The organism is Algorimicrobium algoritergicola, from assembly GCF_008086165.1.
In the GTDB taxonomy this organism is placed as follows: Bacteria; Bacteroidota; Bacteroidia; order Flavobacteriales; family Flavobacteriaceae; genus Algorimicrobium; species Algorimicrobium algoritergicola.
The window spans coordinates 167,546-181,711 of record NZ_VSKL01000006.1 but is presented as its reverse complement, the minus strand read 5'-3'; the positions used below and the strand labels follow the sequence as shown (position 1 = coordinate 181,711).

The 14,166-nt window shown below is 34.4% G+C and carries 17 protein-coding genes; 4 read left to right on the top strand and 13 right to left on the bottom strand.

What is annotated here, in order from left to right:
- Positions 1-30: 30 nt before the first annotated feature.
- The 3 genes from ES675_RS14125 to ES675_RS14115 are packed head-to-tail and all read left to right on the top strand — an operon-like array spanning position 31 to position 1,866.
- Positions 31-1,263 (top strand): M48 family metallopeptidase, encoded by a 1,233-nt coding sequence (locus tag ES675_RS14125; protein ID WP_066255361.1) that lies wholly within the window; start codon positions 31-33, stop codon positions 1,261-1,263.
- A gap of 46 nt (positions 1,264-1,309) precedes the next feature.
- Entirely contained in the window at positions 1,310-1,552 is a 243-nt protein-coding gene (locus ES675_RS14120) for a hypothetical protein (protein WP_066255358.1), read from the top strand.
- The gene (locus ES675_RS14115) at positions 1,549-1,866 is read left to right on the top strand and encodes a DUF3784 domain-containing protein (protein ID WP_066255355.1); all 318 of its coding nucleotides are present in this window, start codon (positions 1,549-1,551) and stop codon (positions 1,864-1,866) included. Before ES675_RS14120 ends, ES675_RS14115 begins: the two co-directional genes overlap by 4 nt.
- Here ES675_RS14115 and guaB read toward each other — a convergent pair whose 3' ends face one another.
- From guaB to ES675_RS14050, 13 genes are all read right to left on the bottom strand, one after another.
- Positions 1,867-3,339 (bottom strand): IMP dehydrogenase, encoded by a 1,473-nt coding sequence (guaB, locus tag ES675_RS14110; RefSeq protein ID WP_066255352.1) that lies wholly within the window; start codon positions 3,337-3,339, stop codon positions 1,867-1,869.
- A 73-nt stretch (positions 3,340-3,412) separates the two neighbouring features.
- Positions 3,413-4,117, bottom strand: a complete 705-nt coding sequence (locus ES675_RS14105) for an Insecticidal toxin complex protein (RefSeq protein WP_066255349.1) — start codon at positions 4,115-4,117, stop codon at positions 3,413-3,415.
- A 51-nt stretch (positions 4,118-4,168) separates the two neighbouring features.
- On the bottom strand, positions 4,169-5,458 hold the full coding sequence (locus ES675_RS14100) for a DUF3570 domain-containing protein (protein ID WP_066255346.1): 1,290 nt from the start codon (positions 5,456-5,458) through the stop codon (positions 4,169-4,171).
- A 1-nt stretch (position 5,459) separates the two neighbouring features.
- Positions 5,460-5,669: a DUF4266 domain-containing protein gene (locus ES675_RS14095; protein ID WP_066255343.1), complete on the bottom strand. Its 210-nt coding sequence runs from the start codon at positions 5,667-5,669 to the stop codon at positions 5,460-5,462.
- Between the two features lie 2 nt (positions 5,670-5,671).
- Complete coding sequence (locus ES675_RS14090) at positions 5,672-6,652, bottom strand: FAD:protein FMN transferase (protein WP_066255340.1); 981 nt, start codon at positions 6,650-6,652, stop codon at positions 5,672-5,674.
- Complete coding sequence (locus ES675_RS14085) at positions 6,653-7,090, bottom strand: thioredoxin family protein (protein ID WP_066255334.1); 438 nt, start codon at positions 7,088-7,090, stop codon at positions 6,653-6,655.
- 268 nt (positions 7,091-7,358) lie between these two features.
- On the bottom strand, positions 7,359-7,661 hold the full coding sequence (locus ES675_RS14080) for a hypothetical protein (protein ID WP_148367522.1): 303 nt from the start codon (positions 7,659-7,661) through the stop codon (positions 7,359-7,361).
- 40 nt (positions 7,662-7,701) lie between these two features.
- Positions 7,702-8,202: a hypothetical protein gene (locus tag ES675_RS14075; RefSeq protein ID WP_066255328.1), complete on the bottom strand. Its 501-nt coding sequence runs from the start codon at positions 8,200-8,202 to the stop codon at positions 7,702-7,704.
- A 1-nt stretch (position 8,203) separates the two neighbouring features.
- Positions 8,204-8,725, bottom strand: a complete 522-nt coding sequence (locus ES675_RS14070) for an FMN-binding protein (RefSeq protein WP_066255326.1) — start codon at positions 8,723-8,725, stop codon at positions 8,204-8,206.
- A 119-nt stretch (positions 8,726-8,844) separates the two neighbouring features.
- A complete protein-coding gene (locus ES675_RS14065; protein WP_066255320.1) occupies positions 8,845-10,023 on the bottom strand; it encodes a porin in 1,179 nt (392 codons plus the stop codon).
- Between the two features lie 152 nt (positions 10,024-10,175).
- Entirely contained in the window at positions 10,176-11,039 is an 864-nt protein-coding gene (locus ES675_RS14060; RefSeq protein ID WP_066255317.1) for a hydroxymethylglutaryl-CoA lyase, read from the bottom strand.
- Between the two features lie 51 nt (positions 11,040-11,090).
- The gene (locus ES675_RS14055) at positions 11,091-11,708 is read right to left on the bottom strand and encodes a LysE family translocator (RefSeq protein ID WP_231931320.1); all 618 of its coding nucleotides are present in this window, start codon (positions 11,706-11,708) and stop codon (positions 11,091-11,093) included.
- 1 nt (position 11,709) lies between these two features.
- Complete coding sequence (locus ES675_RS14050) at positions 11,710-12,744, bottom strand: quinone-dependent dihydroorotate dehydrogenase (protein ID WP_066255310.1); 1,035 nt, start codon at positions 12,742-12,744, stop codon at positions 11,710-11,712.
- 116 nt (positions 12,745-12,860) lie between these two features.
- Between ES675_RS14050 and pepT the strand changes: the two genes are divergently transcribed.
- Positions 12,861-14,102 (top strand): peptidase T, encoded by a 1,242-nt coding sequence (gene pepT / locus ES675_RS14045; RefSeq protein WP_066255377.1) that lies wholly within the window; start codon positions 12,861-12,863, stop codon positions 14,100-14,102.
- The last annotated feature ends 64 nt before the right edge of the window (positions 14,103-14,166 follow it).

Here is a 14,166-nt window from a genome sequence, read left to right as displayed (position 1 = left end):
TTAATTACGCATTATTCATCATTAATTTATATGACCGCAACCACCCTATTCTACATCATCATAGCCATCATTATAGTAGATTTTCTTGTCGATAAAATCCTCGATGCTTTAAATGCCAAACAGTATAACGATCCTATTCCAGAAGAATTAGATGATGTTTACAATGCCGAAGATTATGAAAAATCCCAGGCCTACAAAAAAACCAATTACAAATTCGGCATTATAACATCCACATTTTCACTAGTACTTACATTAGCGTTTCTATTTTTTGATGGCTTTGAATTTATTGATAATGTAGCAAGAAGCTATTCTGAAAACCCTATTCTAATCGCGTTACTATTCTTTGGGGTTATTATGATTGGGAGCGATATTTTAACCACACCCTTCGCCTATTATCAAACCTTTGTGATTGAAGAAAAATTCGGATTCAACAAAACCACGAAAGGCACTTTTTTATTAGACAAGATTAAAGGTTGGGGAATGATGGCTGTTTTAGGTGGTGGCATTTTAGCACTAATTATTTGGTTTTATCAAGCATCGGGTAGTTACTTTTGGATTTATACTTGGGGACTTGTTGCATGCTTTACCATTTTTATGAATATGTTTTATGCACGACTGATTGTACCCATATTCAATAAACAAACACCTTTGGAAGATGGTGATTTACGCGATAAAATTTCAGCGTATGCAGAAACAGTAGGTTTTACACTGGATAAAATTTTTGTGATTGATGGTTCAAAGCGAAGCACCAAAGCCAATGCTTATTTTTCAGGTTTTGGAAGTGAGAAACGCGTAACTCTTTATGACACCTTGATAACCGACTTAGTGGATGATGAAATTGTAGCTGTTCTGGCACATGAAGTTGGACATTATAAAAAGAAACATATTGTCTTCAATTTGGTAACATCCATTCTTCTGACTGGATTAACCCTGTATATTTTATCTGTTTTTATTTCAAATCCGCTATTATCAAATGCCTTAGGTGTTGAAATACCAAGCTTTCATGTCGGCTTAATTGCCTTTGGTTTATTGTATAGTCCTATTTCCGAAATTACCGGATTAATTATGAATTGGTTCTCCAGAAAATTTGAATACCAAGCTGATAATTATGCTAAAAACACCTATGCTGCAGATCCGCTAATAACGTCGCTTAAAAAATTATCAAAAAATAGTTTAAGCAATTTAACACCACATAAAGCCTATGTGTTTATGCATTATTCGCATCCAACCCTTCTGCAACGTATGAAGAATTTGAAATCTTAATTAAAAACAACTATATTTAAAGCACGGTTTAATCTAAAATTACAACATGAGAGATTTAAAATTAATTTGGGATTTTAGAGGTCCAGATGCCTTAAAAATTGCAGAACATCATGAAATTCATTTAAAAGAATATATTCAAAGTGAAAAATTAGATTTAGAAATCACTGGTTTCCATGCCGAAAATGATATGCATGCCATTGCGTATTTAGTGGTTCCCGAAAACATCATGAAACCCATTCGCGATGCGTTAAAACCACATCGTGGTCAACTTTACACCGAAACATTATGATTTTAACAGCTGTTATATTTATAGTATGTGCCATATTGGTCTACAACTTTAAATTCTACGATTTAATTGCTGGTTTCAATACGATGTCTGATGACGAAAAAGCAACTTATAATATTGAAAAAATAGCACGTTTGTTTGCCTTCGTGATGTATAGCATGGCTGCCATTATACTTATAGGATATGGACTTTCAAAATGGTTGGACAATGAACAAATTGGCGCTTATGGTATTTTGCTCGCTACTTTATTGGGCGTACCTTTCCTCTTGATAAAAGTTAATTCCAAGGCTTATAAGAATAAATCTAAAAACGATTAATTATCGTGAATAATTAGGAGATTCTTTAGTAATGGTTACATCATGCGGATGGCTTTCATTAATTCCAGACGCCGTTATTTTCACAAATCGTCCGGTCTCTTTTAAAGTCTCCACATCTTTAGCACCACAGTATCCCATTCCGGCTCGTAAACCTCCTACAAATTGATGAATACTCTCATGCAATTCGCCTTTATACGGTACACGCCCTACAATACCTTCAGGTACTAATTTCTTAATGTCGTCTTCAACATCTTGGAAATAACGGTCTTTACTCCCTTGCTTCATTGCTTCTACAGAGCCCATACCACGATAAGACTTAAATTTTCGCCCTTCATAAATAATAGTTTCGCCTGGCGATTCTTTGGTTCCTGCTAAAAGAGATCCTAACATAACAGAGTCTGCTCCTGCTGCTAAAGCTTTTGGAATATCTCCAGTATAACGAATTCCTCCATCTGCAATTACTGGGACTCCAGAGCCTTTTATAGCTGCTGCGACTTCTAGAACTGCAGAAAATTGTGGAAAACCCACACCTGCAACCACACGCGTTGTACAAATGGAACCAGGTCCAATTCCTACTTTAACGGCATCTGCTCCTGCTTCTACTAAATATTTAGCCGCTTCAGGTGTCGCAATATTACCGACAACCACATCTAATTGTGGAAACTTGGCTTTTACTTGCTTTAAAATAGTTACTACGCCTTTCGTATGTCCATGAGCCGTATCAATAATAATAGCGTCAACACCAGCTGCTACAAGCGCCTCAGCACGTGCAAGTGCATCACCAGTAACACCAATAGCTGCGGCTACACGCAAACGTCCAAAAGAATCCTTATTGGCGTTTGGTTTTTGCGTAAGTTTGGTAATATCACGAAACGTAATTAAACCAATAAGTTTATTGTTTTCATCAACTACGGGAAGTTTTTCAATTTTATTTTCTTGAAGAATGCCTTCAGCATCTTGTAAGGATGTACCTTTTCCGGCAGTAACCAAGTTTTCAGAAGTCATAACTTCTATAATTGGCCGATTGTCATTTTTTTCAAAACGTAAATCACGATTGGTAACAATGCCTTTTAAAACACCATGGTCATCAACTATTGGAATTCCACCAATACTATATTCAGCCATATTTTGTTTGGCATCGCCAACTATGGCCGTTAATGGCAAAGTAACTGGGTCGATTATCATTCCACTTTCTGCACGTTTTACTTTCCGTACTTTAAAAGCTTGAGCCTCAATAGTCATGTTTTTATGAAGTACGCCAATGCCTCCTTCTTGCGCCATGGCAATAGCCATTTTACTTTCGGTTACCGTATCCATAGCTGCGGATACAATAGGTACATTTAACGTAATATTTCTTGAAAATTTGGACTTAATGCTGACTTCGCGAGGTAAAACTTCAGAGAATGCTGGAACTAATAAAACGTCGTCATACGTTAATCCTTCTCCTAAAATTTTGTTGGTGTGTGCTATCATGATGCAATTACAGTTATAATTGCGTGCAAATATACAATTTATAAAAAGAAATTTCTTTTAAGTTTCTTATAAATTATTCATAGCGTTTTTTACAATACACACGCAATTGCGTTAAAGCATACTGATAGCGTGAATTCTGATTAGAAATATCACCTTTAAATCGAATGGCTTTCGGCACCATCAAACTATAAAACCCTTTACCTTTTGCCATTTTTTCAATGGTTTTCAAAGTGTTTTCATCAATATCATTATAAATAGTTTGTATCCAATCAGCCTGCTCTTTATATAATATAGCTTCATCCCAAGCCAAAGCGGCTTCCGATTTTAAAATGGATTCAGAATTGTAAAGTATTTTCAAATTTGAAAATACTTGCATGAAAACCGTTTCACTTCCTTGATTTGCATACGATTTAATGGATTTATTAGTAAAAATAGTGAATGGAAATGCTTTTGTTAAACGCAATTTGGTAGAAATATAATGTGCCATTTTTGGCCATACAACGTCGTGTCCTTTTTCTGAAATTGCTGTATAATACCATTCGTAAAAATCACGTCGTTGTCTTATGGTGCTGTATTCTGAAGGTAATTGATTTTCTAAATTAAATGTATTGGCTTGCTGCCAGACTTGAGAGTTTCTTCGTCTGTCAGATGTTAACCAATCTTTTTCAGATAAGGCTTGTTGCCCAGTTTCTTGTTGATAGATTTTTAAACATGACCACTCTGAAGCTAACAGTTGCTGCGAAATAAATAACATAAAAAAGACCCAAGTATATTTCATAATGTAATAATACAGAGGTCTTTTTTAAAAAGCAAATTAGTATAAGCGAGATTAATCTAACAAAAACTTAAATCCTGCAGAAGCTATATGTGCATGCATGCCATCACTCCTATCATAATATCCGTAACGAAAGTCGATACTTTTTAATCCTAATTTCCAAATATGTGCAGCGGCAAAAATATCTGTATAATTAAAGCCAAAACCATACTGGCTACTATTAAATTCAGATAAATCATAATCCGATGTATAAAACGTTTCCGTGGACAAATGCGCTTCGTAAGGTGCAAAATAATCGGCTGCAGTTTGGGTATAATAACGATATACAGGATAGACTGTGAATTTATCAGAAATTCTAAAAGGCAATTCTACACTAGCCGTATGCGAGTTTATTCCCCAATCATCATTATAAAAACGATAATAGGTTCGTACCGTTAATCGCTCATTAATAAAATAATTTAAACGTGCACCAACTGGAATTTTAAATCGTGTGTCTGGTAAACGTTCTACATCATCTGCCAATTGAAAATCGTCAATAAAAAAATCGGGTTGATCTTGAAAATAAACACGTTGATGTGGTGTTGATAATAGTCCATTTTGCTGAACAACATCTATAAAAACGGATGCTTGTAAGTTTTTAGATAGTATTTGAGAAAAACTTAATGATACACTATACGAATTTCGGGACTCATCCGTAAATGCTTCGTATTTAAAAGGATTATAAACACCTGGTCCAACTATATTAGGATTTGTAAAATCGGGTCGTAATTCAATAGGGTACTGTGGATTCCATGTATCTAAAAACACATTCGCTTTAACGCTTAATTCGGTGTTTTTCTCATTAAACAAATGTGTATAACTTCCTCCAAAACCAATTGAAAAATAATCATATTCTGATGCGACACTCACATGACCTTCAACAATATTGTTTCTGTCATCCGAACTGTGCGCATAACTAAAATTACCATTAACCCATGTATCAGAAGCCGAAGCTCCTGAAGAGTCCGAATATGGACTAGCAGGATTTGAAGAGTCAAAAGGATTAATATTACTTGATGAAGCCGACGAATAGGCAGAAATTCCGGCATCTACTGTTAAAACATCATCACTATTTAAAGGTATTGCAACTACAAATGTTGGTGTAATATCTGTTAGTTTTTCAGTTCCTATACCTCCAGAAACGGCAGCATGATCGCCATCTTGCGTATAATAACTCATTAAAAAATCGACTTCAATCGTTTCTAATACACGCTTTTTGTACGTGGATAAACTATCCGTTTTTTTAGATTGTCCAAAAGTTGCCAAACTGAAAACGAAAACGAAAATGGGAATTATTTTTCTCATATTAATTACAACCGCAGCCGCCTCCTGTTTTCCCACCATTTGCACCTGATGATGCTTCACGATATAATTGAAAATTAGTTTCAAAGCGTTCTATTTTTTTTGCTGAAAGCACCATTTCAGGGTCATTAATGTTCACTTTATCATATTCCTTAACGGTTACGCAAGAATTTAATAAACTACCAAATAGCACAAGTACTAAAAGTTTTTTCATTGTTATTGTTTTGGTTGAATTTTATCAGAGTAAAAAATTTCACCTGATTCATTAATTATAATACAATCAATAGTTTCTAATTGGTTTACAAAATTGAGTCCCACATCTTTACCCATAACATATATGGATGTTGCAAGCGCATCTGCTAATTCTGCTTTTGGTGCTAAAACACTCACGCTAATAATACCTATACTTGGAAAACCCGTCCTTGGATCAATAATATGCGAATAGCGAACATCATTAAATTTCACAAATTTCTCATAATTCCCAGATGTCACAATAGCACGATTATCAACTGGTAACATGGCAAACACCTTGTCTTTATTTAGTGGATTGGTAATGGCTATTTTCCAAGGCTCTCCTGTTGTTTGATTACCCCAAGTATTCATATCACCAGACGCATTTATAATTCCAGCTTTAACACCATTTCGCTTTAGCAGCTCTTTGGCACTATCGGCTGCATACCCTTTACCTATGGCTCCAAAGCCAATTTTCATACCTGCTAATTTCAAGAACACACTGGTATCTTCTTTATTTAAAATAATATTTTGATAGCCTACTTTTGCAACGGATTCTGAAATTTCAGAATCAGACGGTTTTTTCGTCATACTCCCATCAAATTTCCAAATTTTATCCATGGAGGCATACGAAATATCAAAAGCACCTTGCGTAAGTTTTGATATACCAATAGCACGTTCAATTAGATGATATAATTCCTTATCTACAACAACAGATTTTATACCTGCGTTTCTATTTATTAGCGATGTTTGGGAATTAGGGTCCCAAGAAGATATTAAACGCTCAATCCGTTCAATTTCGCCAACGGCTTGGTCTATAAAACCATCAGCTTGAATTTGCGAATCTGCCACAACAGTAATATCAAAGCGACTTCCCATTAATTTCATAGTGCGCTTATAAGTACCTTGCGCAAAGGTAATTGTTGAGAGTAAAAAGAGACAATATGCCGTTACAATGACTTTCATTTATTTTAAAAACGCTTGCAGTTTATTCACGTAAGCTTGTGGTTCAATTTTTTCATAACCTAGTTCGCCTAAAACGGCACCTTTAGCATCTAGTATTAAAACAAACGGAAAAAAGCCATTTGGATTATACCTTTCAGCGAGCTTTCTATTTTGCTTTTGAAGTGTTTCAGATAATGCATTTTCCTTCTTTCTAGGAAAATCTGCACGAACTAAAATAACCTTTTCAGTCGCATAGGCTTTAAACGCATCCGATTGAAAAATTTGTTTATCCAATTTAATACATGGCGAACACCAATCTGTTCCTGCAAACACAAGAATAATCGGTTTTTTTGAATGTGTTGCCTCTAGTTGAGCTGCCTCAAAATTAGTCTGCCAATTCTGCGAATAAATACCAGTTGAAAAGAAAACAAATAGTATTAATAATACATAGTTTCTCATAGGTAACTTGTAGATTTTAACTAACAATAAATAACGCTAATTAAATCTTTATATTTTATTCTGAATGTAATAAATGTTACTTATCAAAAAAAAACATGTTATTTACTTATAGTTCCTACTATTTCCAAATTGAACTAAAGAAAGACTTTTTTTGATTTTACTTTTGGCTTATAAAAACAAATTCACGCCTTGATTTGCATACGCCTTAATGGATATTTTAGAAAAATACTAAATGCAAATACTTTGGTAAACGCAATTTTGTTGAAATTTAATGGGCCATTTTTGGCCATACAACGTCGTGTTCTTTTTCTGAAATTGCCGTATAATACCATTCGTAAAAATCACGTTGTTGTCTTATGGTGCTGTATTCTGAAGGTAATTGATTTTCTAAATTAAATGTATTGGCTTGTTGCCAGACTTGAGAGTTTCTTCGTCTGTCAGATGTTAACCAATCTTTTTCAGATAAGGCTTGTTGCCCAGTTTCTTGTTGATAGATTTTTAAACATGTCCATTCTGAAGCATAGCTTGTTAAAGACAACAGACTTAATAGTACAAAGCAATATTTAAGCATTAAAACAATTTAAAAATACAGAGCAAAATACACGAAAAAATTAAGAAATTTGTTTTTTAGAAATAAGGAGTTGCTTTAAAATAATTAAAATGGAAATTGTGTACGTTAACGTCATTAAAAATCCTGAAAGCATAACGATGTATTTCATCCAAAAAATTTCTAACCACAAGAAATACAAACCTCCAAAAGTTAATAGGACTGAAATAAACGGTTCAACAATTAAAAGAGTTTTAAGTCTTGTGTTAAGTTCCGTGGTGCTTAAAATTAAGCCTATTAAAAAGAAAATTAGTGACATGGAGAGTATGTGATTATGAACCAATGTCAGCATTTCCTGTTCACTTTTTTTAAACTTCATTACTGTAGCCGCCTCATCATTTTCATTGCCCAAATATTGCTCTTCAATGCCACTAGGATTCGTAGAGGAGGTTTCTGAAACAAATAAAAGACCTGTGTAGAACCCAATACTTAAAACGATCACAAATACGCCAATTAACAGTTTAATTTCTTTTGGAAAGGTATAGATAAGACCGTTAAGTTGCATATTATAGTATGTTTTTAGATCGAAGTATTTTAAGCGATTTTAGGAGGTTATTCACCGCATTTGTCATGGATCTAACGGAAATAGTAGCGCCTGAAATAGCCACAATATTTTGCTGATATTTTAAATCATCATCTTGTGTTTTTCCAATAAACTGTTTAAGCCAACGTTTGCTACCTATTTCGCCTCCATAATCTTCGCGATACGCCAGTACTTTTGTTTTAACAATTACCAAATCCGTATCCAATAATACCAAATAATCAAAATCATCTGTTTTGCTTGGGGCTTTACTAACATAAGCGTAACCTAGTAATTCATTTTCTGATTTAATTTCAAAAAAATTATCCTTTGCAAAAGTAGCAGGTAACGTTTTCGCCACGTTAGGCGAAATAACTTTTTCTAAAAAAGAAAAAGTTTCAATTTCAAATGTATTTTCAATTTCGGCATCAACCCTTTTCTGAATGTTTTTGGATAGACCAATACACAATCCTAAAAAAATGATAATACTCGTGATCTTTAAATTCATATGGCAAAGGTACTAAAAATACAAAGCGCATTTTATTACTATAACGTCTAATAGCCAAAGCAGTTTGAGAACCTACTTTAGCCAAAAGACAATTAAAAACTAAATCAATAAATTAACTTTTAGAACCAAACACCTATTCCAACATTTAGCTGATTGGGTGTTTCAAATTCTGAAGCATTATTTTTTATTTGATAATCTGCTTTAACTACGGCGCCTGGTGTTAATTTGTAACTTAAACCAAAAGTCCATTCATCTCTATTATAAGCGTCATTTTTAACCAAACTACCACTTACGGAAGCTTGTGTATCATAATCTTCATAGCGTGTAAATGCATAAAGCTGTTGCTTTTTAGTTTGAGGTAATAAATTAAAAGCTGCTTCTAAATACCAACCTTGTAAAGCACTTCCTAAATCACTATCTGTTGCCATATTATAAGCTTCAGTATCGGTTAAGTTTGCGTAAATAAACTGACCTCGCGCTGCAAATCTCTTTTTTGAGTATCGCGCATCAAAACCTACCATACTCATACCGATAGTTGCACCATCTAGCATATCCACATCATCAGGAGCTTGTGTATCACCAAAATATCCAGATAGCCCTAAACGCAATCCTGGTAATCCATAATAATCTAGTTTAGCAGAAAAATTAGGAGAATTAACCGTTGATTGAATACCTTTTTGACGTCCGCCTCGAATGCCATTACTTCCACCTAATTTACCGGAAGTAATAACGCCCTCTCCATCGGAATTAACAGATTTAAAACCATTGAATATATACGCTTGATATCCTAATGAGATATCATTAAAACGTCCTGAAACACCCACACCAATTTCACGCCATGTAGTTGGCACAATACTTTTATCCATGCTTGGTCTTTCAACACCATTAAAGGTGGTTGGCTCATGGTATTCATTAACAATTCCCATGGGTACTAACATTAATCCACCTCTTAAATTTACGTTATCAGCTATACTGTATTGTAAAAAAGCTTGCTCAACAAACACTTCCTCTACATGTTCTAGTTCCACTTCTGTTACAAACTGAACCTTATCACTAAATTTATACCCAAATAATAATACCAAACGCTGAACATCCAATTCCCCATTGTCACCATCAGGCTGATTGTAAGTCACTTCCCCATAACCGCCTACTGTAACACCAGAACTAACATTTCCTGACAAAATACGCTGTGCAGAGTTTTGTTGATCTTTTGGACTTATGTTTAAAGAATCTGGAACTGTTTGTGAAAATGTGATAGCAGTTGTTAGTGTTGCTATCCCTAAAAGTAATCTTCTCATTATTTATTTAGATTTAATATAAATAGTTAAATTTTCAGGTGCAAAAGTAATATGGAATTTTACTTACGCCAAGTTTATTTAGATTTATTTTAAATAAAAATAACGACTTGGTATTAAGTTGCTGAAAATGTGAAAAGTACTTGTAAAAAAAATTAATGGTAAATGCTAAATATTTTAGTCGCTTCATTATAAGCGCTTTCAAAACTTAAAGCGTTTAAATCTGATTTCTTCTGAGTCGTAAAATAAGACAGTAATTTTTCGGTTGGCATATTACCTGTTAAATCGTCTTTAGCCATTGGGCAACCGCCAAAACCTTGAATAGCGCCATCAAAACGCATGCAGCCAGCTTTGTATGCGGCATCAACTTTTTCAAACCAACTGTTAGGTGTGGTATGCAAATGAGCTCCAAATTCTATTTGAGGATATTTAGGTATTAAATTAGAGAATAAATAATCAATGTTTTCAGGGTCAGACGTTCCAACGGTATCACTTAATGATAAGATTTTAACTCCCATATTACTCAACTTTTCAGTCCATTCACCTACAATATCAACATTCCAAGGATCACCATAGGGATTACCAAATCCCATGGAAATATAAACAACAACTTCCTTATTGGATTTATCAGCTATTTCTAAAATTTCATGTAACGTCACTACAGATTCCGCAATGGTTTTATGCGTATTTCGCATCTGGAAGTTCTCGGAAATTGAAAACGGATAACCTAAATACTGAATAGGTGCATGTTTAGCAGCATCTTCAGCGCCACGCGTGTTGGCAATAATAGCCAGTAATTTACTAGTCGTTTTACTTAAATCCAATTGGGCTAAAACCGCGGTTGTATCTACCATTTGAGGAATAGCTTTAGGCGAAACAAAACTGCCAAAATCAATGGTGTCAAATCCAACACGCAAAAGCGATTGGATATATTGCACCTTCTGTTCTGTAGGAATAAAAGCCTTAATGCCTTGCATGGCATCTCTTGGGCATTCAATAATTTTAACTAGTTTACTCATGGGTTTCAAAGATACTAAAGAATTGTATCTACAAAAATGTTTTAACGAAAACTACAGCAAAATTAAAATAGCAATACCTATAAATACCACAATTTGAAGCCATTTTAAATACAATCCAATGTTTTTATGCCCTTTGATATAAACCGAAATAGATCCAGCCAAAATAGCTATTCCAGAAAAAATAATTAAAGACACAGCCATAAATAAAAATCCTAAAATATAGAATTGCCAAACCGGTGATAGAGAATCACTAAAAAGAAAACCTGGGAAAAATGCTAAAAAGAAAATACTCACTTTCGGGTTTAACACATTCATTATAAAACCCTGTTTAAATAATTGACTTACGGATTTTTTAGGAACCTGCGTTTCAGAAATGCTCAAATCACCAGAACTTTTAAAAACCTGGAAGGCTAGATAAAGAAGATAAGCTGCCCCAAATAATTTAATAATAAAAAATAGGGTATCGTTATTCTTTATGATGGCTGAAACACCAAAAGCTAATAGGGTTGTGTGAATAATACAACCAGAAATTAACCCAGAAACAGTAGCTAAACCATACTTTTTGCCATGCGCAATGCTTTGCATTAATACGTAAATATTATCTGGCCCTGGTGAAATAGCCAAGGCTGCTGTTGCAAGCATAAAGGATATGAGAATGTCGTAGTTCAAGCTACGAACGTTTTAAAAGCGCTTTGTTAATCGCTTTAATTAATTTTGGCCCTTCGTAGATAAAGCCTGTATATACTTGAACCAAATCGGCTCCAGCGTTTATTTTTTCTAAAGCATCTTCAGCAGAATGAATTCCGCCAACACCAATAATAGGGAATGCTTTATAACTCTTTTCTGCAAGATATTTTATCACTTCGGTAGATTTGTCTTTAATGGGCTGACCGCTTAATCCACCATTTCCAATTTCTGTTAACAATTCCGGTGATGCTTTTAGTCCACTTCTATTTACTGATGTATTACTCGCTATAACACCATCCAAATTTGTTTCAGCAATCAGCTCAATAATTTCATCTAATTGTGTCGTATTTAAATCGGGAGCTATTTTAAGTAAAATAGGTTTTTGCTTATTAAAACTTGTATTTGCTTTTTGAACGGTGCTTATCAATTCCAACAAGTAGTCTTTATCATTCAATTTGGCATGACTCCCAACATTAGGACAGCTTACGTTTAGCACAAAATAATCTACATAAGGATGTAACGCATTAAAACAGGTAAGGTAATCTTTGGTATAATCTTCGGGTTTGGTTTGGGTATTCTTTCCAATATTCCCACCGATTATCACCTTTCCTTTATTGGTTTTTAATTGTGCAATGGCTGCTTCAAGACCTTCGTTATTAAAACCCATACGGTTAATAATGCCTTGATCCGCCTTTAAACGAAATAGCCGTTTTTTCGGGTTTCCCTCCTGCCCTTTTGGTGTAACCGTTCCTATTTCAATAAAACCAAAACCAAAATTCGCCAATTCATTATATAAAACGGCATTTTTATCAAACCCAGCTGCTAATCCAACGGGGTTTTTAAAAGTAAGCCCAAAAACTTGGCGTTCTAATTTGGCATCTTCAATAACATAAAGACGTCTAAAAATAGCGCACATTCCTGGTATTTTGGAGGTCGTTTTTATTAAGGAAAATGTGAAATGATGGATTTTTTCGGGATCGAAAAGAAAAAATAAAGGTCGGAGTAGTACTTTGTACATGTTTCAATGTTTGCACAAAAGTAATTCTAAATAAAAAATTGCGCAATTCAAATGATAAAAATTTCAATAATCGTAAATTTGCAGCCATATTTGTAAAACATTCAAATTCATTTCAAATGATATCAAAGGAAAATATTATTAAGCGTTTTGTAGGTTACGTAACAGTTGATACCGAATCCGATCCAAATTCAGAAACAACACCAAGTACTGCCAAGCAATGGGATTTGGCCAATGCTTTAGTTGAAGAGCTAAAAGCAATTGGGATGCAAGATGTCACCATTGACGAAAACGCCTATATCATGGCAACGCTTCCAAGTACTGTAAATCATGAGGTGCCAACTATTGGGTTTATATCGCATTTTGATACATCGCCAGATTTTACTGGTGCCAACGTAAAACCGCAAATTCATGAAAATTACGACGGAAAGGATATTGTTTTAAATGCAGAAAAAGATATTATTCTTTCACCTGATTATTTTGATGATTTATTGTTATATAAAGGGCAAACCCTTATTACTACAGATGGTACAACGCTTTTAGGTGCTGATGATAAAGCTGGTATTACCGAAATAGTTTCGGCTATGGAATACCTCATTAAAAATCCTGAAATTAAGCATGGCAAAATTCGTGTAGGCTTTACACCCGATGAAGAAATTGGTCGAGGTGCGCATAAATTCGATGTAAAAAAATTTGGTGCAGATTACGCGTATACCATGGACGGTAGTCAAGTTGGCGAATTAGAATATGAAAACTTTAATGCTGCTGGTGCTGTGGTAACGGTTCAGGGTAAAATTGTTCATCCGGGTTATGCTAAAGGTAAAATGATAAACTCCATGTACATTGCTACGGAATATATTAATTCCCTACCACGATTAGAAACACCAGAACACACGGAAGGTTACGAAGGTTTTTTCCATTTACACACCATGACGGGAGAAGTGGACCAAACAACATTAGAGTATATTATTCGCGATCATGACAAGGAGCATTTTGAAGCGAGAAAGGAAGTGATGGAGAAGTTAGCTATCGAAATTAATTCGCAATACGGTCGTGAAGTTATTTCTATTGAAATAAAAGATCAGTATTTCAATATGAAAGAAAAAGTAGAGCCTGTTATGCATATTGTTGATATTGCTGAAGAAGCGATGATACAACTAGGTATAAAACCTCTTATTAAAGCTATTCGTGGTGGTACGGATGGTTCGCAATTAAGTTATATGGGATTACCATGCCCTAATATTTTTGCAGGTGGCCATAATTTCCATGGGCGTTATGAATATGTGCCTGTAGAAAGTATGATAAAAGCAACTGAAGTGATTTGTAAAATTGCAGAATTAACAGCATCTAAACATAAATAGATTTCCGTTTTGTATGGCGTTATTTATTTTACAATCAGTATAATAATAATTACGTCATGAAATG

Bases quoted from the DNA above. Each gene is read 5' to 3' on its own strand.
- ES675_RS14070 (WP_066255326.1), bottom strand. From the start codon at position 8,725: ATGAATTTAAAGATCACGAGTATTATCATTTTTTTAGGATTGTGTATT.
- ES675_RS14125 (WP_066255361.1), top strand. From the start codon at position 31: ATGACCGCAACCACCCTATTCTACATCATCATAGCCATCATTATAGTA.
- ES675_RS14065 (WP_066255320.1), bottom strand. From the start codon at position 10,023: ATGAGAAGATTACTTTTAGGGATAGCAACACTAACAACTGCTATCACA.
- ES675_RS14060 (WP_066255317.1), bottom strand. From the start codon at position 11,039: ATGAGTAAACTAGTTAAAATTATTGAATGCCCAAGAGATGCCATGCAA.
- ES675_RS14085 (WP_066255334.1), bottom strand. From the start codon at position 7,090: ATGAGAAACTATGTATTATTAATACTATTTGTTTTCTTTTCAACTGGT.
- pepT (WP_066255377.1), top strand. From the start codon at position 12,861: ATGATATCAAAGGAAAATATTATTAAGCGTTTTGTAGGTTACGTAACA.
- ES675_RS14120 (WP_066255358.1), top strand. From the start codon at position 1,310: ATGAGAGATTTAAAATTAATTTGGGATTTTAGAGGTCCAGATGCCTTA.
- ES675_RS14095 (WP_066255343.1), bottom strand. From the start codon at position 5,669: ATGAAAAAACTTTTAGTACTTGTGCTATTTGGTAGTTTATTAAATTCT.
- guaB (WP_066255352.1), bottom strand. From the start codon at position 3,339: ATGATAGCACACACCAACAAAATTTTAGGAGAAGGATTAACGTATGAC.
- ES675_RS14050 (WP_066255310.1), bottom strand. From the start codon at position 12,744: ATGTACAAAGTACTACTCCGACCTTTATTTTTTCTTTTCGATCCCGAA.
- ES675_RS14080 (WP_148367522.1), bottom strand. From the start codon at position 7,661: ATGCTTAAATATTGCTTTGTACTATTAAGTCTGTTGTCTTTAACAAGC.
- ES675_RS14075 (WP_066255328.1), bottom strand. From the start codon at position 8,202: ATGCAACTTAACGGTCTTATCTATACCTTTCCAAAAGAAATTAAACTG.
- ES675_RS14100 (WP_066255346.1), bottom strand. From the start codon at position 5,458: ATGAGAAAAATAATTCCCATTTTCGTTTTCGTTTTCAGTTTGGCAACT.
- ES675_RS14105 (WP_066255349.1), bottom strand. From the start codon at position 4,117: ATGAAATATACTTGGGTCTTTTTTATGTTATTTATTTCGCAGCAACTG.
- ES675_RS14115 (WP_066255355.1), top strand. From the start codon at position 1,549: ATGATTTTAACAGCTGTTATATTTATAGTATGTGCCATATTGGTCTAC.
- ES675_RS14090 (WP_066255340.1), bottom strand. From the start codon at position 6,652: ATGAAAGTCATTGTAACGGCATATTGTCTCTTTTTACTCTCAACAATT.